The sequence below is a fragment of the Bradyrhizobium sp. Unk1 genome (genome assembly GCF_059512345.1).
In genome coordinates this window covers 173,125-194,480 of record NZ_JCAMOP010000007.1, presented here as the reverse complement: position 1 = coordinate 194,480, position 21,356 = coordinate 173,125, and the positions used below count along the sequence as shown (strand labels likewise).

Annotated in this window: 16 protein-coding genes; 5 read left to right on the top strand and 11 right to left on the bottom strand. The window is 63.7% G+C overall.

The window, feature by feature from the left end; all coding sequences use genetic code 11:
- Positions 1–123 precede the first annotated feature (123 nt).
- The 4 genes from AC5ZFO_RS11530 to AC5ZFO_RS11515 all read right to left on the bottom strand — a co-directional run bounded on the left by AC5ZFO_RS11530 (position 124) and on the right by AC5ZFO_RS11515 (position 8,619).
- Positions 124–2,640, bottom strand: coding sequence for a caspase family protein (locus AC5ZFO_RS11530; RefSeq protein WP_496122084.1), 2,517 nt, complete (start codon positions 2,638–2,640; stop codon positions 124–126).
- Positions 2,641–2,815: 175 nt separating this feature from the next.
- Positions 2,816–3,571 carry a carbonic anhydrase gene (locus tag AC5ZFO_RS11525; protein WP_282523371.1) on the bottom strand — a complete coding sequence of 252 codons (756 nt, stop codon included), beginning with the start codon at positions 3,569–3,571 and terminating at the stop codon, positions 2,816–2,818.
- 326 nt (positions 3,572–3,897) lie between these two features.
- Positions 3,898–7,401: a DNA polymerase III subunit alpha gene (gene dnaE, locus AC5ZFO_RS11520; protein WP_282523372.1), complete on the bottom strand. Its 3,504-nt coding sequence runs from the start codon at positions 7,399–7,401 to the stop codon at positions 3,898–3,900.
- 498 nt (positions 7,402–7,899) lie between these two features.
- Entirely contained in the window at positions 7,900–8,619 is a 720-nt protein-coding gene (locus AC5ZFO_RS11515) for an outer membrane protein (protein ID WP_282523373.1), read from the bottom strand.
- 254 nt (positions 8,620–8,873) lie between these two features.
- On the opposite strand from AC5ZFO_RS11515, the gene AC5ZFO_RS11510 reads away from it, so the two are divergent.
- The 3 genes from AC5ZFO_RS11510 to AC5ZFO_RS11500 all read left to right on the top strand — a co-directional run bounded on the left by AC5ZFO_RS11510 (position 8,874) and on the right by AC5ZFO_RS11500 (position 10,917).
- Complete coding sequence (locus AC5ZFO_RS11510; RefSeq protein WP_282523374.1) at positions 8,874–9,194, top strand: DUF3551 domain-containing protein; 321 nt, start codon at positions 8,874–8,876, stop codon at positions 9,192–9,194.
- Position 9,195: 1 nt separating this feature from the next.
- On the top strand, positions 9,196–9,450 hold the full coding sequence (locus tag AC5ZFO_RS11505; RefSeq protein WP_282523375.1) for a DUF3551 domain-containing protein: 255 nt from the start codon (positions 9,196–9,198) through the stop codon (positions 9,448–9,450).
- 156 nt (positions 9,451–9,606) lie between these two features.
- Complete coding sequence (locus AC5ZFO_RS11500; protein WP_282523376.1) at positions 9,607–10,917, top strand: MFS transporter; 1,311 nt, start codon at positions 9,607–9,609, stop codon at positions 10,915–10,917.
- Between the two features lie 8 nt (positions 10,918–10,925).
- On the opposite strand, the gene AC5ZFO_RS11495 is transcribed toward AC5ZFO_RS11500, so the two are convergent.
- Together AC5ZFO_RS11495 and AC5ZFO_RS11490 are read right to left on the bottom strand one after the other, a co-directional pair.
- Positions 10,926–11,564, bottom strand: coding sequence for an HD domain-containing protein (locus AC5ZFO_RS11495; RefSeq protein WP_282523377.1), 639 nt, complete (start codon positions 11,562–11,564; stop codon positions 10,926–10,928).
- Between the two features lie 50 nt (positions 11,565–11,614).
- Positions 11,615–12,076 (bottom strand): carboxymuconolactone decarboxylase family protein, encoded by a 462-nt coding sequence (locus AC5ZFO_RS11490; RefSeq protein ID WP_282523378.1) that lies wholly within the window; start codon positions 12,074–12,076, stop codon positions 11,615–11,617.
- 110 nt (positions 12,077–12,186) lie between these two features.
- On the opposite strand from AC5ZFO_RS11490, the gene pdxR reads away from it, so the two are divergent.
- Positions 12,187–13,596 carry a MocR-like pyridoxine biosynthesis transcription factor PdxR gene (pdxR, locus tag AC5ZFO_RS11485; protein WP_282523379.1) on the top strand — a complete coding sequence of 470 codons (1,410 nt, stop codon included), beginning with the start codon at positions 12,187–12,189 and terminating at the stop codon, positions 13,594–13,596.
- A 203-nt stretch (positions 13,597–13,799) separates the two neighbouring features.
- A complete protein-coding gene (locus tag AC5ZFO_RS11480) occupies positions 13,800–15,071 on the top strand; it encodes a hypothetical protein (RefSeq protein WP_282523380.1) in 1,272 nt (423 codons plus the stop codon).
- A gap of 382 nt (positions 15,072–15,453) precedes the next feature.
- Here AC5ZFO_RS11480 and AC5ZFO_RS11475 read toward each other — a convergent pair whose 3' ends face one another.
- The 5 genes from AC5ZFO_RS11475 to AC5ZFO_RS11455 all read right to left on the bottom strand — a co-directional run bounded on the left by AC5ZFO_RS11475 (position 15,454) and on the right by AC5ZFO_RS11455 (position 21,300).
- Positions 15,454–16,038 carry a DUF6647 family protein gene (locus AC5ZFO_RS11475; protein ID WP_282523381.1) on the bottom strand — a complete coding sequence of 195 codons (585 nt, stop codon included), beginning with the start codon at positions 16,036–16,038 and terminating at the stop codon, positions 15,454–15,456.
- Between the two features lie 226 nt (positions 16,039–16,264).
- Positions 16,265–16,726: a YybH family protein gene (locus tag AC5ZFO_RS11470; RefSeq protein ID WP_282523382.1), complete on the bottom strand. Its 462-nt coding sequence runs from the start codon at positions 16,724–16,726 to the stop codon at positions 16,265–16,267.
- An 89-nt stretch (positions 16,727–16,815) separates the two neighbouring features.
- The gene (locus AC5ZFO_RS11465) at positions 16,816–17,481 is read right to left on the bottom strand and encodes a hypothetical protein (protein WP_306664559.1); all 666 of its coding nucleotides are present in this window, start codon (positions 17,479–17,481) and stop codon (positions 16,816–16,818) included.
- Positions 17,482–18,048: 567 nt separating this feature from the next.
- Positions 18,049–19,482, bottom strand: a complete 1,434-nt coding sequence (locus AC5ZFO_RS11460) for a DUF1254 domain-containing protein (RefSeq protein WP_282523384.1) — start codon at positions 19,480–19,482, stop codon at positions 18,049–18,051.
- 354 nt (positions 19,483–19,836) lie between these two features.
- The gene (locus tag AC5ZFO_RS11455; protein WP_282523385.1) at positions 19,837–21,300 is read right to left on the bottom strand and encodes a tetratricopeptide repeat protein; all 1,464 of its coding nucleotides are present in this window, start codon (positions 21,298–21,300) and stop codon (positions 19,837–19,839) included.
- Positions 21,301–21,356 lie beyond the last annotated feature (56 nt).

Below are 21,356 nucleotides of genomic sequence, written 5' to 3'. Positions count from 1 at the left end.
GGGCGCTATATAGCGCCATTTCGGCCAGAAGCAAGGAAATAAGGGCCTTTCGGGGGCGGTTTTCGTCCCCCGAAGGCCCTCTTCCGTAAAGACCACGCCAGTCCGCAAAGACCTAGCAAAGACCTAGCATTTGGGCTGGTTCGGCGGGCACTTTTTCGCCGCCGGCGGTGGCGCCGCTGGGCGCGGTGGAGGTGCCGCCGGACGCGGTGGGGGCGGTGGCGCGACGGCCATCCGCGGCGGCGGCGGTGGAGCCGGCCGGGCGACCGGCGGTGGCGGCGTGGGCCGCGCCATGGGTGGAGGTGCAGGCCGGGCCATTGGCGGAGGCGCCGGCCGTGCAACAGCCACAGGCGGAGCCGCTCGGGCCGGCGGAGGCGATGCGACATGCGGCGGCGGTGCCGGGCGGGCAACGGGCGGTGGCGGCGACGGCCTCGCCACGGCCTGCGGCCGCGGTGCTGGAGCTGACGGCGACGGCCGGGCGGCCTGCGCTGGAGGCGTCGCGGGCAAGTTCTGCGGTTTGACGGGCTCGCGCGCGGCCGAGGGCGGCGGCGTGACCGGCTTACCCGCGGCGCCCGAGGGCGTGCCGGGCGGCGTGCCCGCAGCAGGCGACGACGCGCCAGCCGGCTCGCGAGTTGCAGACTTGCCGCCAGCGGGCACGCCACCGGGCGGGGTCTGAGCAACCGGCGGCTTCGGCGGTTGGCCGGGCGCAGCCGGATTCGCGTTGGGCGCAACGGTCGTCGGAGTGCCGGCCGTTGGCGCGCCAGGATGGGGCGGCAGCGTTGTGCCGGGCGCAGCCGTGGTCGGCGCCCCCGGATGCGTCGGCGCGGGCGCGCCGGGTGCATTTGCCGTCGGCGCCAAGGGCCTGCCGCCCTGCGGCGTCCCTGCCCCAGCCGGCGGCCCGCCTTGGGCGCCGGGAACCGGCAGCGTGTTGGCCTGCGGCAGCCTGGTCGGCGGTGCGGGGGGAGGCGTGCCGGTCGGCGCGACATTGGCCGGCGTCCCGGGAGGTGTCCCCGGCCTCGCCGTCGGCTGGACCGTCGCGCTCGGCGGCATCGGCGCCTTGCCCTGCTGGATCAGCGCGGCGCGCTGCGTAGCGGCTTGCGGCAACACTGGCGCTACCGGGTTGGCGCGGTCGGCAATCGTCGGCCTCAGATTGCCGGGCCCGGCCCCTCCTCCCGCTCCCGCGGGCGGGGCGGGCGGCCGGTTGATCACGGTGTTGATGACGGTGGTGTTATGGATGTTGTTGAAGACGATGTTGTTCGGCGGCGGCGCGACATAGACCGGCGGCCTGACGAACACCGGGATCGGCACGAACAGCGGCTGCGGCAGCACAAACAGGCCGACCACGGGCAGCGGCGGCTCCAGCACGATGAAATCCGGCGGCGGCGGCGGCAGATAATAGACCGGCGGTGGCGGTGGCGGCGCGAAGCCGAACACGGGGTCGCCGAACAGCAGCACGGGACGGTCGACATAGACGATCTCCTCCGGCGGCGGCGGCGGCACGTCATAGTCCATCATCGCGAAAGTCGGCGGCGGCTCGAGCGGCGCGGTCAGGATTGCAAGCCTGCGCCGTGCATCGCCGGCATGCGGACCGCGCGAATAACGACGCAGATACGACCAGTAGGCGTCCGGCGTATCGGCGCGATAGGTCCGCCGCCAGGTGATCGCCTCGCGGCGCGCCGCGACGATCGCCATCACGCGCTTCGACAGCGGGTCACCGGGATAGGCCGCGAGAAATTCTTCATAGGCCGGCAACGTGTCGCGCTCGAGCGCGGCCGCATAGGCGTCCTGCACGCCGAGATCGCGGATCGGCTTGTTGCGGATCGCGGCAACTTGGTCGGGCGCGGCCTCCGGCGGCGGCGCATCGGGCCCGCGCTCGAAGAACGAGAAGGGTGCCGATATCTTCGCCTCGTTCCAGGGCACCTGCGCGCCCTTGCTGGCCTCGTTGACGCGCAGGCGGACGCGGTCGAACACCTCCGCCAGCGGCAGACCGCCGGTGCGGATCATCTCCGCCAGCGATTGCGCATAAATGCCGTACGGGCCGGGCTCTTCCGGCGCGACCGTGCCGGGCGCGGCGTTGAAGGCGATCAGCATGTTCGGATCGGGCTCGACCAGCGCCAGTCCGCTCGCGATCGGCTGGCCGCCCTCGATGAAGGGCTGCGCGCGCGCCGCGTCGAGCACGACGATGTTGGCCTTGAGCGAAATGGAAGCGAGCTGGCGGGCGTAGTCGCTGATGCGCAGGCCTTCGGTCGGGATGTCGGTGTCGCGGGCGATGTTGGTATCGACCGGGATGAAATAGTTCTCGCCGGCAAGCTGCACGCCGTAGCCGGCCAGATAGATCATCGCGACGGTGCCGGGACCCGAGGCCTGCGCCTTCTGGATGAAATCGCGAAGACTCTTGCGCAGCGTGTCGCCGTCGAGATCGCGCGCGCCGACCACGTCGAAGCCCGCCGCTTGCAGCGTCTGCGCGATCAGGCCGGCATCGTTCGCGGTCGTCGCCAGCGGCGACTTGGCGTAGGCGCCGTTGCCGACCACGAGCGCGATGCGCTTTTCCTGCTGCTGCGCGCGCGCCGGATCGGGCGCGGCCGCAGCGAAGGCCAGGATCGGCAAGAGAAAACAGATGAAGGCCTTGTAGGTCCCACGCATGGCTTGCTTGCCCGCTATCGTTGTTGAGCTGCCACCGTACATGAGACGCGCGGCCGGCTGAATGGTTGTTGAACGAAAGGCGCGGATTGAGGCGGCGGCATGGCGCCCCCGCCCCATCAAGCCCCTGCGTCAGGCCCGCGTAAGCCTCACGACCGCATCGCGGCGCGAGCCGCGCTCAGCCCTGCGCGATCAGATCGACTGTTCCCGTGGTGAGCCGGTAGATGCCGCCGACGACCTTCAGCTTGCCCTGCTCCACCGCCGCATTGAGGATCGGCGCGGCCGTCTTCAGCTTGGCGATGTTGTCGACAACATTCTGCCGGATCGCCTTGTTGAGCACGTCACCACCCTGCTGCATCGCAGCCTTGGCGGCGGGCGCGATCGCATCGACCAGCGAGGGAATGTGGCCCGGCGGCGACGTGTTGTCCTTGATCGCCTTCAGCGTCGCATCGACCGCGCCGCAGGCATCATGACCGAGCACGAGGATCAGCGGCGCGTTGAGCACGGCGACTGCGTATTCCATGCTGGCGATGGTCTCGGTGCCGGCAAAGTTTCCGGCGACGCGGCAGACAAAGAGATCGCCACGGCCCGAGTCGAAGGCATATTCCGGCGCAATGCGCGAGTCCGCGCAGCTCAGCACGGCCGCGAACGGGTTCTGCCCGCCGGCCAGCGCTTCGCGCTCGTGCTTGAAATCGTGGCGCCGCGACACGCCGTCGACGTAGCGAGCATTGCCCTCCATCAACCGCTTCAGCGCCGCATCAGGCGGCAGCACGTTCTGCGGCTTTGGCGGCAGCTTGGCCTCCTTTGCCAGTGCGCCGTTGGCGATGGCTCCGCCGGCGAAGGCCATGCCAAACGCGGCGGCGCCAAACAGCATCGCGGACCGCCGCGACGGCGCGATGTCCTGATGCAGAGATTCAGAGCACTGGTCGCACATGTGATGTTTCCCCAGGGACAGTGGACGAATGGAAGCGTTGCGAGGATAGGTCCGCCGATGTGAAGAAATCACCAATGATAAATGATGCAACTGATGATTGCTGCACCGCGAACCATGCTGCAAAGCCGCAACGGTCGCTCGCCTCGCGCGCGATGACTGCACGAGCTTGCGCTCGTCTGCATATGTTTGCAATCGGCCGCTAAAGCTTGAACCGGAAAAAGCGCAGCAATTTTCCCTTGCGACAAACGCGGCACGCATTTGCGCGTAGATCAGGCCCCAACAACGATCCACGGCACGATGACGATTCTTCTAAATCTCATCGCGCTCTAGAGCTGCTGCACGTCCACCACGCCCGCGACCGCCTTGATCGCGCCGGCGATCTGCGGCGAGACCTTGAAGCGGCCGGGCAGCTTCATCTCGACCTCGGTCTCGAGGTCGAGCATCATCACCAGCGAGACCTCGCCGTCGCCGTTCGAGCGCGGCGCGATGCCGGGACTGCCGACTTTTGGCGCGGCGCCGTTCGAGGCCGCCATATCGGGTCCGGCCAGTCGCTTGGCGATCGACTCCAGCGGCTTGGTGTCGCGCACGAAGATGCGCAGGCCCTTCTGCGTCTTGGCGGCGGCGTCATCGAGCGGCTCGGCATGCAGCACGCGGGCGCGGACGTCCTCGCCCTGCAATTCCGCGCCCAACTGGAGCAGCACGGCGGCGCCCGGCTCGAGCACATCGCGGTATTGCGCGAGGCCTTCGGAGAACAGCACCGCCTCGAAATGGCCCGTGGGATCAGACAGCCCCATGATGCCCATCTTGTTGCCGGTCTTGGTGCGCCGCTCCATGCGCGACACCACGGTGGCCGCGACCTTGCCGGCGGTGGCGCCGGTCTTCACCGCGCGCGAGAACTCGGCCCAGCTCTGCACGCGCAGGCGCTTCAGGACAATCGCGTAATCGTCGAGCGGATGGCCCGACAGGAAGAATCCGATCGCGTCGTATTCGCGGCGCAACCGCTCGGCCGGCAGCCAGGGCTCGATCTGCGGCAGCATGATGGTCGGCGCGTCCGCCGACATGCCGAACATGTCGTTCTGGCCGATGGTCTCGGCCTGATGCGCACGCTGGCAGGCGGCCAGGATCGAGTCAGCGCCGGCAAAGACCCGCGCCCTGTTCGGCTCCAGCGTGTCGAAGGCGCCGGCGGCAGCGAGGCTTTCGATGATGCGCTTGTTGATCGCGCGCGGATTGACCCGCGCGGCGAAGTCGGCGAGCGAGGTGAACAGCCCGCGCCTGGTCCGCTCCTCGATGATCTGCTCGATCGCCTGGATGCCGACGCCCTTGAGCGCGGCAAGCGCGTAGTAGATCGTCTTGTCGCCGACCTCGAAGGTCGGGCCTGAGCGGTTGATGTTCGGCGGCTCGACCTTGATGCCGAGGCGCTGCGCCTCGGAACGGAATTCGGAGAGCTTGTCGGTGTTGTTGAGATCGAGCGTCATCGACGCCGCGATGAACTCCACCGGGTAATGCGCCTTCATATAGGCGGTGTGGTAGGACACCAGCGCGTAGGCCGCCGCGTGGCTCTTGTTGAAGCCGTAGTCGGCGAACTTTGCGAGCAGCTCGAAGATGGTCTCGGCCTGCCCCTTCGGCACGCCGTTCTTGACCGCGCCGGCGACGAAGATGTCGCGCTGCTTGTCCATCTCGGCGCGGATCTTCTTGCCCATGGCGCGGCGCAGCAGGTCGGCGTCGCCGAGCGAATAGCCCGACATCACCTGCGCGATCTGCATCACCTGTTCCTGGTAGATGATGACGCCGAAGGTCTCCTTCAGGATCGGCTCCAGCACCGGATGCAGATATTCCGGCTCCTCGTCGCCGTGCTTGCGCGAGCAATAGGTCGGGATGTTCGCCATCGGGCCCGGGCGATAGAGCGCGACCAGCGCGATGATGTCCTCGAAACGGTCGGGGCGCATGTCGACCAGCGCGCGCCGCATGCCCTGGCTTTCAACCTGGAACACGCCGACCACCTCGCCCCGCGCCAGCATCTGGTAGCTTTCGGCATCGTCGATCGGCAGCGTCGCGAGATCGATGTCGATGTTGCGCGGCTTCAGGAGCTTCACCGCGACGTCGAGCACGGTCAGCGTCTTCAGGCCGAGGAAGTCGAACTTCACGAGCCCGGCCGGCTCCACCCATTTCATGTTGAACTGGGTCACCGGCATGTCCGACTTGGGATCGCGGTACATCGGCACGAGTTCGCTCAAAGGGCGATCGCCGATCACGATGCCGGCCGCATGCGTCGAGGCGTGGCGGGTCAGGCCTTCGAGGCGCTGCGCGATGTCGAAGGCGCGCGCCACCACCGGGTCTTCATCGCGGAACGCCTGAAGCTTCGGCTCGCTCTCGATCGCGGCGGCCAGCGTCACCGGCGCGGCCGGATTCTGCGGCACCAGCTTGGTCAACTTGTCGACCTGGCCATAAGGCATCTGCAGCACGCGGCCGACGTCGCGCAGCACGCCGCGCGCCTGCAGCGTACCGAAGGTGATGATTTGCGCGACCTGGTCGCGACCGTAGCGTTCCTGGACGTACCTGATCACCTCGCCGCGGCGGTCCTGGCAGAAATCGATGTCGAAGTCCGGCATCGAGACGCGTTCCGGATTGAGGAAGCGTTCGAACAGCAGGCCGAACTTGATCGGGTCGAGGTCGGTGATGGTCAGCGCCCAGGCGACCAGAGAGCCGGCGCCCGAACCGCGCCCCGGTCCGACCGGAATCCCTTGGCCCTTCGCCCATTTGATGAAGTCCGACACGATCAGGAAGTAGCCCGCGTACTTCATGCGCATGATGACGTCGAGCTCGAACGCCAGGCGCTTGTCGTAGTCCTCTTCCGTGGTGCCCTGCGACAGGCCGTGCACGCGCAGGCGATTGGCGAGCCCCTCCTCCGCCTGGCGCTTCAGCTCGGCCGCCTCGACCGACGCGGCGTCGGAGCTTGCGGCGGCGCCGACCGTGAAGAACGGCAGGATCGGCTTGCGCGTCATCGGGCGGAACGAGCAGCGCTCGGCGATCTCCACCGTCGAGGCCAGCGCCTCCGGAATGTCGGCGAACAGCACCGCCATCTCGGCGCGGGTCTTGAAGCGGTGATCGGGCGTGAGCTGAACGCGATCGGACTCGGCGATCAGCCGCCCGCCGGCGATGCAGAGCAGCGCATCGTGCGCCTCGTAATCGTCGGTCGAAGCGAAATACGGCTCGTTGGTCGCAACCAGCGGCAGGCCCTTTGCGTAGGCGATGTCGATCAGCCCGCTTTCGACGCGGCGCTCCTTGTCGATGTTGTGGCGCTGCAATTCGACATAGAGGCGGTCGCCGAACAGGCCGGCGAGACGCTCGCAGCGCGTCGCCGCAATTTCGGCCTGCCCGCTGGCAAGCGCGAGCGAGATCGGACCGTCAGGGCCGCCCGTGAGTGCGACCAAGCCTTCGGTCTCACCGTCGAGCCAATCGAACTTGATGAACGGCGCGTGGCTGTCAGGCGATTCGAGGAACGCACGCGAGTTCAGCCGCATCAGGCTGCGATAGCCGCGCTCCTGGGCCGCCAGCAACACCACACGCGACGGCAGCAGCGCATTGCGCGCATTGGGATCCTGGTCGCCGAAATCGATCGCGAGCTCGCAGCCGACGATCGGCTGGATGCCGGAGCCCGCCATCTTGTCGGAGAACTCCAGCGCGCCGAACATGTTGTCGGTGTCGGTCAGCGCCAGTGCGGGCTGGTGGTCTTTTTTCGCGAGCTCGGCGAGCTTGGCGATCTTGATCGAGCCCTTGAGCAGCGAATAGGCCGAGTGAACGTGAAGGTGGACAAATCCGGCGCTCGGCATGGTCGCGTGACGGCCTCTTGCAGATGAGATGGAGCGGTCGCCGGCTCCAGGGGGATCATGAGGACATCCAGCCGACTCGCCTCACAATGGTGGGGCGTCACCGCTTCAGAGTCCACGCCGGAGCGACCGATCGGCCGCGTCGTCCCGCTTTTCCCCAAGGGCACTCCTGAGGGGGCAAGTCGGGTTCCCGAGCATCGGTTTACAAAACCGAAGCTCTAGAGCTGCGGAATCACCTGCGCCCAGATTGCGATCATCCCGACGAACAGCGAGATCGAGGCGAGTGCGGCGGCTTCTTCCACGAAAATCCTGAACATGGCTTGCTCCATCACCAGAACGTATGAAGAACATTGTTCTCATTTCGTTCTTGGGAGTCAAGCCGTCTCAGCCACCTCGAAATGGGATGGTTAACTCGCTGAATTCAAACAATAAAAAAGCCCCGGCCAACGGCCGGGGCTTCGACAACCGCTCCACGGAGAGCGATCAGTCTCAGTCGTTTGCTTAGTAGCGACCGATCAGCGGGCCGCCGAACTTGTAGTTCAGGCGAACGAGACCCATGTCGACGTCCTGGCGGATGCGCTCCGAGCCGGCGAAGCCAGCGAAGGTCACGTCCTTGTCGGACAGGAAGATGTGGTTGTACTCGACGCCAACCGACCAGTTCGGCGCGAAGCCGTATTCGAGGCCGGCACCGACCGTGCCACCCCAGCGGCTGTCGCTGGACGAGGAGAGCAGCGCGCCCGCCGTGCTGGAGATCTCGTACTTGTTGCTGACCACAGCCGCACCGCCCTTGACGTAGACCAGGACGTTGTTCCAGGCGTAGCCAACCTGACCGGTGATCAGACCGAACGCATCGATCTTGGTGCGGTTGCGGGTGGCGAACAGCGCGCTGGTGTTGTCGCCCGAGAAATCGGCCCAGTTGCCCTGGCCTTCCACGCCGAACACCCACTGGCCGGACTGCCAGCGATAGCCGATCTGACCACCGACCGTGCCGCCCGTCGCATCGTGCGAACCTTCGCGGCCAACGCCGACGAAATCCCAGGTCGCGTGCGACGAACCGCCGCCGCCGTTGATGCCGATGTAGAAGCCGCTCCAGTCATAGACGGTCGCGATCATCGCAGGCGCCTTGGTGTAAGGCCGCGCAGCGAGGTCAGCAGCCAGCGCCGGCGCAGTCGCGCTCAACGCGACAAGGCTCACAGCAGCAAGCAACAGATTCTTGTTCATTTGATTCCCGTTCCAGTTTCGTCGTTAGGCCCCCGGGCCGTGGCGTCGTCATATCAGCGCTCGACGGAATTGCTGTAACTCCGACGCAACAGTCGGAGCCAAAGGGCTGTGCTGCGTTAATGAATGTTTAGCAGCGCGCGCGGGAAACCCTTTGAAACAAGGGTTTTCATGAGTTCCAATGTCGACTACACGACGTATGCTGCATCTGTGCTTGGACACCTGATGCACGCACGATTGTGTGATTGGAGATTGATATGCGTAGACAGATTGCCCTCCCCATTGTCGCCACACTTTCGCTCGCAATCGCCACATTCGCGCTCACGCTGAGTGCCAGCACGCCCGCACGCGCATTCGGCACGCATCACGCGTTCTGCCTGACCGGCCAGGAATGGCCGGGGCTGAGCAATTGCACGTTCGACAGTTACGCACAGTGTCAGGCAAGCTCGTCGGGCCGCGCGCTGACCTGCATCGCGAATCCGTATTTCACCGGCCAGAGCGACGATCCCTACGCCTATCAGAATCGTCCGCGCGCGCAGACACCGGGCTATTCACCCGGCTACTACCCGCCGCGCTGAGATGCGCCGCGCCCGCTTCGCGCTCGTCACCATCGGCCTGCTCTTCTCGGGCGTGCCGGCGCACGCGCAGACCTACGATCCCAGCTATCCCGTCTGCATGCAGATCTACGGCCCTGTCGGCTATTTCGACTGCCGCTACACTTCGCTCGAACAGTGCAGATTTCTCGCCGTCGGCCGCTCCGCGAGCTGCACGGTGAATCCGTACTTTCCGCAGAAGAAACCGGGAGCTCCTCGCCGATCGAGGCGCATCGACTAGTGTCACGCGCCAATCGGGACGCTGATATGCGGCGCGCCCTGCGTTGGGTCTCTGGTGTTGACGCCGGCTGATCCCGGTTTAAGTACGACAACAAATCTTGCAGGGGTGGCGACGTTCGCTGGGCTGGTTCCCGTTGACGCCACCAATGCAGGACACATGACGACCTCGCCTCACGCGACCTCGCCCCCCGCCTCAGCGCCCCCTCACCTCGCCATCGTCCTGTTCTCGCTCGCGATGGGTGGCTTTGCGATCGGAACCACCGAATTCGCATCGATGAGCTTGCTGCCGTTCTTCGCTGCCGACCTCGGGATCGACGAGCCGGCCGCGGGGCACGCGATCAGTGCCTACGCGCTCGGCGTGGTGCTGGGCGCGCCGCTGATCGCCGTGCTTGGCGCGCGGTTCGCCCGGCGCACCCAGTTGCTGGCCCTGATGGCCGTGTTCGCGCTCGGCAACGCGCTCACCGCGCTCGCGCCGGGCTTCGGCTGGATGATCGCGGCGCGATTTCTGTCGGGATTGCCGCACGGCGCCTATTTCGGCATCGCCGCGCTGGTCGCGGCCTCGCTCGTTCCGCAACACCGCCGCTCGCAGGCGATCGGCCAGGTGATGCTCGGCCTGACCTCTGCCACGATCATCGGTGTGCCCTTGGCCAATCTGATCGGCCAGGCGGTCGGCTGGCGCGCGAGCTTCGGCCTCGTATCGTTGCTGGCGTTGATCACGGTCCTGCTGTGCGCTCTGTTCGCGCCGCGCGACCAGGGCGGCCAATCGGATCCGCGGCGAGAGCTTGCGGCGCTCAGAAGCGGCCGCGTCTGGATCACGCTCGCGATCGGCGCCATCGGCTTCGGCGGCATGTTCGCCGTCTACACCTATCTCGCTACGACCCTGATCGAGGTCACCAAGGTCAGCCCCGCGGTCATTCCGTTCTTTCTCGCCGTGTTCGGCATCGGCGCCACGCTCGGCAATCTGTTCGTGCCACGCTTTGCGGACCGCGCGCTGATGCCGACGGCAGGCGTCATCCTGCTGTTTTCAGCGGGCGCGCTCTCGGTGTTTCCGCTTGCCGCCGGCAATCCCTGGCTGCTGGCGGCCGACGTCTTCGCGATCGGCGCCAGCGTCTCGCTCGGAGCCGTCCTGCAGACGCGGCTGATGGACGTCGCAGGAGACGCACAGGGGCTCGCTGCTGCGCTCAACCATTCGGCGTTCAACACCGCCAATGCGCTCGGCCCGTTCCTGGGCGGCCTTGCCATACGCGAGGGGTTGGGCTGGACCTCCACCGGTCCCGTCGGAGCCGCGCTCGCGCTTCTTGGCTTCCTGATCTGGATCGTCGCCTGGCGCGACACTGGGCCCGCGCCTGTCGAGATCACTCCAGCGAGCGACGGAGCTTCGCTGAAGAACGCTCCCACGAGGCCGGCGCCACCGCTGGCGCCGGATGACCGAAGCCGTTCGGATGCCGTCAGGGATCCCGTGGCTTGAGCGGCAGCTCAGCTCTGCCAGGGCGTATTGCGGATGCGCGTACACGCGTTGGGCTTGCGGAAGCTGGGATCGTGATCCTCGATGTAGTCGAAATTCACCGTCCCAAACGTCGTCTGGGGTTTCTTCAGGGCTGAACAGGTCTGCACCTTCAGGAACTCGTTCTTGAAATCACCGCGCGGAAACGCCGATATCACCTGGTCGCGCTGCTCCGGCGTGTAGTCGTCATAGCCAACGCCCACGACATCCACCAGGACGCCTGCGTTCGTCAGGGCGATTTCCGGCCTCATATGTTGCGGGATGCCGGGGGTGGTATGCAATGCGATCGCTTCCCACACCAGATCGGCCTGCGGCTCGGCAATGCCGCGCGCGCGGAGGAAGTCGCGCGCGGCGTCGGCCCCGTCGACCTCAAATCGTTTCGTCGCCGTATGGTAATGATCGACAAGGCCGAGGTCGTGAAACAGCGCCGCGACATAGAGCAGTTCGGCATCGAATTTCAGCTTCTGACGCAGCCCCTTCATCGCGCCGAACACGTAGACGCGAACCGAATGGTTGAACAGCAACTCGTCTTCGTAACTGCGCACCAGCTCGGTGGCTTCGCGCGCCAGCTTGCTGTCGGGGATTTTGACGCCGGAAATCACGCTCGTCATTTTCAAGCTCCTGCTTTGCATCTGTTTCGGCCGATGCCGTTCTTGGGCCGTCAGGCGGCCTTCTCGACGGCGGCCTGCGGCGTTCTACGGAAGCTGATCGCCATGCGATTATACGTGTTCATCAGACCGATCGCGATGGTGAGGTCGACGAGCTCACGCTCCTCGAAGACCGCGCGCGCGGCTTCATAGGCCTGATCCGGCACGCCGGTATCGGCGACGCGGGTCACCGTTTCGGCCCATGCGAGGGCGGCGCGCTCGCGCGCGTCGAACAGATTGCCGGCTTCCTCCCACGCCTGCAGCAGCGCGAGCTTTTCGATCTTCACCCCACTCTTGAGCAGATCGCGCATATGCATGTCGAGGCAATAGGCGCAGTTGTTGATCTGGGATACGCGCAGGTAGACGAGGTTGACCAGCGCCACTGGAAGATTGCTCTGCATGATGTAGCCGTAGACGCCGCCCAACGCTTTCACGCCGGCCGGCGCGATACGGTCGTAGTCGAGACGCTTGGTCATTGTCCTGCTCCTTGATGATCGATGCCCGGCCCTAGTCTCCCCCCATAGATGCCCCTGCCATGGTCCACAGAAAAGCACCAAGAACGCACGAAACTCGTGTACCAAGGGGCATGACCAAACCGCTGCGGCTGGAACTGGATCGCTCTGCGAAGACGCCGCTGGCCGAGCAGATCCATGGGGGCATCAGGGCCGCCATCTCGAGCGGCGTGCTCGCACCCGGAGCGCGCCTGCCCTCCTGGCAGGATCTGGCAGCCCAGCTTGGCGTCGCGCGGGGCACCGTGCGCGCGGCATATGAAAAGCTGGCCTCCGCCCAACTGATCGTCGCGTCACGCGCAACTGGAACGCATGTCGCGGATCGGCCGTCCTTTCCCGTTCGGAAGGACAAGGCCCCGGCCCCCGGCTCGTTCATGGAGATGTACCAGGAGCTCACGGCGGGGCCGGCGATCTTCCAGATGGGCGTGCCTGCGCAAGAGACTTTTCCTGCCACGCTGCTCGCAAGGATGCGCGCGCAGGCGGTTCGCGTCGAAATGAGCGCGCCGGCGATCTATCCGGATCCGCGCGGCGAGCTCGACTTGCGACGCGAGATCGCAGCCTACCTTGCGCTGGCGCGCGGGATCGAGTGCACGCCGTCGCAGATCATCATCACCAGCGGCTTCAGCGGCGGCCTCGGATTGGCGCTCCGTGTCCTCGGCCCCGAGCCAAAGACGAAGGTCTGGGTGGAGAATCCGGGCTTTCCCTTCACGCGGCACGGTCTCGCGCTTGCAAGACTGTCGATCGCGCCGATCCCGGTCGACGCTGACGGCATCGATGTCGATTACGGCCTGAAACATGCTCCCGACGCCGCGCTCGTCGTCGTGACGCCCGGACAGCAGGCGCCACTCGGATCCACATTGTCGCTGGCAAGGCGTTCGCGCCTGCTCGACTGGGCCACCCGGCGCAAGGCGTGGGTGATCGAGGATGACTATCTCAGCGAGCTTCAGCTCAAGGGCCGGGCCACGCCGGCACTCGCCTCGCTCGATCGCGCGGGCCGCGTCATCCACATCGGCTCTTTCAGCAAGACCGTCACCCCTGCCCTGCGGCTCGGCTTTGTCGTTGCGCCGGCGGCTCTCGCATCGCGATTTGCCGAAGCCGCGGCTTGCCTCGCACCGGCGCCCGGGCCCGCGGTGCAGCTCGCCACCGCCGATTTCATGCGCGAGGGCCATTATCTGCGGCATCTCCGGCGCACGAAGCGGGTCTATGCCGCGCAAGGCGATGCGTTGCTGAAAGAGCTTCGGACGCGCACCGCCAACGTTGCGCTTGCCGGATTGGCCGCGGTCCTGCGACTGCCGGATGGAGCGCCCGATCTCGCCATCGCCAGGGAAGCGGCATCGTTCGGACTGGCGCCTACTCCGCTGTCGCTGTGGTATGCGTCCACGGCTTCGGCGCGCCCCGGTCTGTTGCTGGGTATCGCCACATCGCCGCAAAAGCGGATCGAAGCGTCCTGCGACAGGCTCTTCGAAATCATCGATCGTCTGACGTGACGAACGCCCGTGCAGGTCTTTCGAGAAAGCACGGCGTCACGTTCCGTGACCCCGCAATCGCCGTTGGTGTGAATTTGCGTGATATAGCTGCGACGCGCCGCCCGACGCAATAACGCCGGCCGGCATGCCACCGAAAGTTGTATGCGCGCCGATCATCATGTAACGTCGGTGTGTATCTTCACCGCGCGTGGCCCAGTCGTTACATGCTTGCCCGTATTTTGTTTTTCGTGGCCATGCTGCTTCCATGCGCACTGCATGCCGAGGAAACGCCTTCCGAAAAGGCCGGATTTGCGCGCAAGCTGACGATCTACCTTGCCAAGGGGGCACCGGACGCGTGCGGTCCTGGCTGCGACCGCTGGATCGCCATCGAGGGCGAGATCGATGGGGACGCCAGCCAGCGCATTCGCCGTTTCCTGGCCGGCGTCAAGGACACGCAACGTCCGATCTACCTTCATTCGCCCGGCGGGAACGTGGAGCAGTCCTACGTCATCGGCCGGCTGCTGCGCAGTCGCAAGGCGGTCGCCCGGGTCGGCCGGACGATCGCGACGGCGTGCGCCGCCGGCACGCAGGTGGACGCCGCATGCCTGAAGACCAAGGCCGCCGGCGGCGAGGTCGAGGCGGAGCTCACGACCTATCATGCGATGTGCAACTCGGCCTGCGGCTACCTGTTTCTCGGGGCGACATCACGCGAGGTCGCTCCCGACGCCGCCCTGGCGGTCCATAACTCCAGGCTGGTCCTCGTCTTTCACGGGCATCCGGCGCCGCAGGCGGTCGCGGAATACAGGCAGCGCCGGATCGCGAACGCCGACCGCGACCGAGCTGCATTCATCGCGGCGATGGGGATCAGCCGCGAGCTCGACGGTCTCATCCGTACCGTGAAGTTCGAAAACCTGCATATGCTGACGCGACCCGAGCTCTATCGTTTCGGAATCGACACCCGACCGTTTGCCGAGGGGATGTGGAGGCTGGAGAAGGCAACGCGGCCGTTCATCAGCAAGATCGCGGTGATGAAGAAGGAGAGCGGCTCCTCGTTCCGAACGATGGAATGGCGCATGTTCTGCGAAACCAGGAATCGCATGCCGCTGATGTTCGCGGGCGAGATCGACGAGGCGAGCGTCGGCAAAAGTACGGTCATGATGACGGCAGACGCCGACAAGGACCAGGAAGCCGGAGGGTTTCCGGTGCGAGCCGCAAAGTACGAGATGTGGAGCGGCAGCATCGACCCTGACATGGTCAAGGCGATCATGGCCTCCCGCTCCCTCCATGTCCGGCGCACCACGCCGATGCCGGACGAAAAGGTGGACGTCGCGAAATTCGACATCGACCTGACGGGCCTGGCGTCGATGCGGACTGAGCTTGCGGCGGCGTGCTCGTCAGTCGCGGCAAAGCCGAACGGTCCCTGGCCGGCGAGCCCTCGGCCAGCAATTCCGCTGCCGAACGTCACCGCACCGCCTTCGGCAGCGCCGTCGCCGTAAGCGCAGGAGCGCAATTCGAAGGCCCGTGGCATAACGTAGCTTCACTCTGGGGCCGTTGCTGACTTCGCCTGCACCACCTCGGAAATACGCATTGGGCCCACGAGCGGATCTGTACGCCACCGGCTGAATGGACGAACCCGTCACCTTAAGGAGAACTCAGGGAACAAGCACCGCTGGCATTAATCCTGTCGGCAGCGGTACAAACTGATTCTGCTGCCCCCGAGCCATCGCCAGGATCGCCAATGCAATTGCAAGGACCGCCAAGAGTCTGGCCATCAATCAAATCCGCTGAAGATCTTGTTGGTACGTACGAGATGATCTTGGCTTTGCGCTCCTTTGGAAAGGCAATCGTTCGACAGCGACTGGGATCGACCGGTCACAATCAATACATGCATGCCGAAGAAACCAGCACCGTGAACATGTCGACGTCGAACTCGCTCTCCAGGCTAAGTCCGAACCGCTCCAGCCATTTATCCTGAGCCAGGTAGGCCAACTTCTCTCGCGCCTGTGGGCAATCAAATTTGAGCCTTCCAACATTCTGAAGGTGATGGACCATTTCGTGTACCAGGACCGATTGGTCGGTCGGCGAAGTGCCGCCCCAATCATCAGGAAGCAGGATCGTTCTCGTCTCGTTGTCGTAAAGTGCCACAACCCCGCGCTGCCCATCGCTTTCCATGAAGCCTTGCGAAAAAGTACGGTCTCTTGCGCGCAACCTCGCAAGCTCCATCTTCGACGCAAATTCAACGACGGGACGCTGTTTGATGGCAGGCAGGTCGAAATTCGATGAGAGCCAAGTCACAATGTCATCGAACTGGGCTTCCGCAAGTTGCGCTGCATCGGAATGCAACGAAACCGAACGCGACTTGGCGGACGCGCTGCGCTCCGAAGCATATTCGCAATCGGCTTTGGTGGACGTGGCTAACGTTAGGGAAGCTATCGCCGCGACCAAGAGGAATTGCTTGAACATGACCCTCTCCTCAGAGGCTGTTCGAAAAGAAACTCTTCAAAAAATCAGTCGGCCGTTGAATGGCTGGAACATAGCATTCGCCTGGCGACGTCGTTGTGAACCCATTCACATCCAAAGAACTCACAACGCCGGTCACATGCTGGTGAGCGGCGCGCCTCGTACTTGCTTCCTTCAGGTGATGTTGAGAACTATTGCGAGCAGAGCTCCATCGCCCGCTCTTCTTGAGTTACTTTGCGGCCTGCTGCGGCTGGGGTGGCGGCGGTTTGGGGACCGACGTCAGCATGCGAATCTTCCATTGCCCGTCCTCACGAACATCGAGAGCGGTCCAAACAACGGTGAAGTCTATGGGAGCGCCTGTCTCGCTGCTGCCAGTCACGCGAGATTCGCCGGTGACCAGAGCCATGTTTTCTGACAATGGCTGAACCTCGGTCGTCTTGACCTCGAGGCGACTAACTCCCGCCTTGAAAGCGTTCTCATAGTATCTGGTATTGTCCACTACGCCGTCTTCAGTCACTCGCATATAGTTCTTGGTATAAAGCGTAGTAATGCCGGCGGCGTCCTTGTTGCTGAAGTATTGCTCGTATGCTGAACCTATCTTTCCAACTTCCTCCTTGAGATTTTGATCTGACGCAGTCGCGGGAATTGCAGATAGTAACAGCGAGATAAATACAGCTCCAAATCTGCGCATGATGTCACTCCCTACTGTTGATACCTCGCCAGCCGAGAGGTCGCGCCTTTGCGGACCCCACTGTTTGCTCGAACTTTATTGGTTCGTCTTCATGGTGGCAGCAGAGCGGCCGCGATTCCGCCGCCAGGGTCAGGCGGCCGCACGAACAGAAAGCGGGAGGTCGCCGGTATTTCCGCGTCATCTCTGCCGTCCTGGCCGATCAGGATCAATCCGGCTCCGCCGTTTGCCACGTTGAAAACCACCGGCTCTCCGCTCCACGTCTTGATTGGCTGCATTCCCACGATGAGGAATTCGCCCATGGGCTGATCAAGATATTGAAGGCGCAATTGGGGACCGACCTCCGCTGCCGCAAGTTCAAAGCCGAGCTGTCGGGCCCGCGCGTAAATGACGGCCAGAGGCACGCTATCGGTTTTAAAGCCGAGCTCGACAGCGGATACCGCCACAAGCGCCACGTCTATCTTGTTGGCACTGACGGTGAAGGCCGGTCGAGCCAGAACTTCCGCGGCCAGCCCACCGATATTGCAACCTACGGCATCCAATGCATTGCGCAACGCAATGGAGTTGCCAAAGGTGCCGACTGCAATCGTCCTCCATGTCGAAACATCGCGGGCGGCCCCGATGAGTTTTTGCGGCAAATCAACCGCACGAACTTTGCCGAGCTTCAGTTGATTCTGTAACACGTCGCGCGCCGAGCATTGTCCCCACGCCTCGGGCGCGACCTGAAGCAGGGAAGCGGCACAGAGCAATGCAACCATCAGGCAATGCCTGCCCCGCCCCGCGATGGGATGGTGATTTGGTGCGGCACGATCCGCATGGCTCGTCAGAATGCACATGTCGAAGATCGACTTGTTGCAAAGTTCGACTGAAAAAACCCGCCTCCGAGTCAATGGGAAGAACGGAGGCCCAATGAAAAACATTGTCCGACCGCACTCAAAAGGGGGGCCGGAGGCGGGGCACTATTGGCTCAAGTATTCCAATTTCAAATGAACGGGCGGCAGTCCGTAAGCCCGATCGCCCGTCGCATCAAACCGAAAACGGAATGACGTTGCTGAAACTAGCACCACGAGTCCGACGGTTCAATCTGCAACTCTGCCCACCAGCGTGCATAACGCGCTTCGCCGCGATCACATTCCTCGCGCCGTCGCGCGCCCGCCGGCCGCGCCCTCACCTGCATCGTCACTTCGTTTTTCACAGGGCAAAGTGACGATCCCCATGCCGGTCACAATCGGACGCACGTAGACGCCAGTGTATTCGCCGAGCCATCCTTGGGCGCGTTAAATGCGCTGCGCTTGCCTTGCTCCGCGGGGCTCCCTTGGCATCTGTCATTGCTGCCGGCCAACGGTTTCACTATCGACCCGCTTGATGGCCGGTGGATTCCACACGCCGGTCAATGCGTCCGACTTTGGCGCATAAAGGCGCATGGTGAGGTTGAACGGGCCTTTGGGCGCGGGCAGCCAGTTGGCTTCGCGATCGCCGCCGGGATTGTCATTCTGGAAGTAGAGTGTGAGCGACCCGTCGGCGTCGCGCTTGAACGGCATCCAGCTGCTCACCGCAAAGCGATTGAGTGGATTGGCAACCTGGAAGCCTTCATCGTCATACAGGGTGATTGACCAGAATGCCTCGACCGGCGGCACTGCGTCCTTGGCTAAGCGGACGATGTATTTGTTTGCGCCGTCGAGCGGCTTGCCGTTTTCATCGCCAACACTGTTCGGGTAGATCGCGTCCTCCGGCAGATTCGCGCCGAGTCCAAGCTGGGCGACGATCGCGCGCTTCAAGTAGTAGTTCCCGTAAACGCCCATCGTGTCCGTGTTCATGGACCAGTGATTTGCGACGCGCGCCAGCGTTGGGATTTTCCATGCCATCAGTTTCTGCGCCTGAGCCGGCGCATCCTCGATCGCTTTCCGTACCGTGGCATCGGCTTTGGTCATATCGAAGTTCTTGCCCGGTTCGAGCCCTATCCGCGCCATGCGCGCGATGATCGGCTCATCTGTGATGTGTGGCGGGTGGACCTTGGATAGCTCCGCCGCATAGGCAAAAAACTTATCGCCTGCCATCGTGTCGACTTGCAGCTTCGGCGGCGTCTTGACGTCAACGTTGGGATCGATCGTCTGTGTCACGGCGACCGGGGGCTTACCCCATCCAGATAGCGGTGTGATCTTGTACCCCTTCTGCACCTCGTGAACCGGAGCATAGTCGGCAGGACCATCGGTCTTGGTGCGCCCGATGATCCAGACATAAGGCGTCGGCGCGTCGATACGCGCGAAGCCCGCCGGCACGTTTCCGTTCCAGCCCGGCGGCACGACCAGGAAATTCGCTGCCTTGGTGCCTGTCGTACGCCATCCCGGCGACGCGAACACATCGGTCCACATGTCGAGCATCGGCAGCAGGTAGTAGCGGCCACCGGTATCAGGAACCGAAACGACCATGGGTTCGCGGGTCAGGTCGAGCCAAGCGCTCGAATACAGCGTGTCGAAATTGGGCCGCACCACCACCTTCATGTCTGCGGTCGGGTAGGCCTGGATATTGTCGAACGTGTTCGGAGGACCGCCTATTGCCGCAGTTTTAGGATCGGAATTGATGAGCTGCTTGCGCGTCAGGTCCATCGTCACGAGCGGATAGAAGTAAACATACGCCTCCGCAGCGATCGCTTGTGCCTCTTCCGCCGAAATCGATTGGGCGGCGCTCGGGGTCGAGGTTGGCACCATGAAAATCAGACCTGACAGGATCGCAGCAAGCGACGACAGTTGCCTTTTCATGAAGGTCCTCCCGAATATCCCTGCACCGGCGACCAATGGTCCCTGGGGATGAAATAGCACCCCGCTTTGGGGCTTTTCCCCACCTTCCAACTCAGGCAAAGAACGGACGGTGGGTAAGCCAGCTAAGAAGCGAAGCGCCGCGTTCTGGTTTGATTTAGATCAAAGGACGTCCGCTCTGGGTCCACGGGCGGTATTGCTCTGACCGATCGCGGCGCTCCCGCTTGCCCCTCGGAAGCTGGCACTTGGCGATTGTGAGCCGACGCCCGAGACCGGCGTGTAGATGACGAGCTTAGCGCCGGATCGTGATTGGCCTGAATGCTTTCCTGTTCAAGAGGCGTCTAGCTCTCACCTCATTCATTGCTCCCGCACGCCTCCCTTCCTCAGCCCACCGACAATGTCGTCGATCTCACGCCGAAACTGCGGGTTAGTTGAGAATGCATAAACAAGTTGACCGTACGCCTGCACGGTGAAGTTTGGTCGAACCTTGTTCAATTCGGCTAACGCCTGCCGGGCCTGCTCCAATTGCCCGGTAGTTCCGTAAGCCGAGACCAAATCTACATAGGCGTACCAGTACGAGTTGTTCAGATTGACCGAGCGCCTGCATTCCTCAATGGCTTCTCCATATTCGTGCAGATGCAAGTGTGCATGGCAGAGCCAGAAACGCCAAAGAAAAGCAAAAGGATCTTTGGGACTGAGACGGAGAGCCAACTGGGCCGGGGAGAAGGCTTCGCGCGCCCGCCCGGAGGCGATAAGTGTGATTGCTTTACTACCGTAGGCAGCTGGATAATTTGGATCAATTTCGAGCGCAGCATCGTATTCAGCCGATGCCTCCTCAGGGTGTCCAAAGAGAAGAATGTTTCCCTTGATCGCATGAGCCCTCGCGCTTGCCGAGCTTTTGGACAGAACTCTGTCGATGAGGTCGATCGCTTGCTTTTTGTCTTCAACAACGGACGCAGACCATCCGTTATTCACATCCGCAGCTAAACACTGCGCTTTCCCAACCATGGCCTCAACGTTGTCCGGATCGAGCCGTAGCGCGCTGTCGAACAAGTCCTTTGCTTGAGCATTTTCTGTCTTCTGCCGCGTCTCATAGAACTTTGCCCAGCCGCGCATACTGAAGTCCATGGCGTCAGGATTGCGTGATCGGTCTGTTTCGCTACGACGGCTTTCGGCCTGGATCAGTTCAACGTTGAGCGAGCGGGCGAGCCGCACCGTGATCTGGTCCTGCAAGGCCGCGACATTGGTACGATCGCCGTCGAAACGATCCGACCAGACGTCGCGCCCGCTCGGAAGATCAGTAAGGGATACGTTGACCCGGACCTGATCCCCGTTGCGCCGCACCGCGCCTTGGACTGCCCAGCGGATACCAAGGTCCTTGCCGAGCGCCCTAAAGTCGATCTGCTTGTTCTTGTATGTAAAGGCCGTTCCGCGTCCGATGACGAACGCGCCGGGCATTTGCGCGAGGTCGGTCGTCAGATCGGTCGCAATGCCATCAGCGAAATAGTCCTGCTCCGGATCGTTATTGAGGTTCGCGAACGGCAGGACGACGAGAGATAACCGGGGAGCGATGTCGGGCCGTACCGTAGCCTCCATCTGGGTCCTTTGCTTTTCCGGAAAAGCGTCCGTGCGAAGGGTCTTCCACGCATTCCAATACCCGACGAAGCCCCCCGCGATCGCGCCGACGGCGGCAATCGAGGCAAGCGCCCCGCCGATTAACTGCAATCGTGCCCGCAGGCGCCTCTTTAGATTGCGATCGGACGGCGGTTTCCCCGGTTGCTCCTTATCGGATGTCGCTTTGTCCGGTTGCTCGTCGGACATCGGTTTGTCCGGTGGGTCGTTGGATACTTCCGAGTTCGTCACCGTTGCCTCCCCGC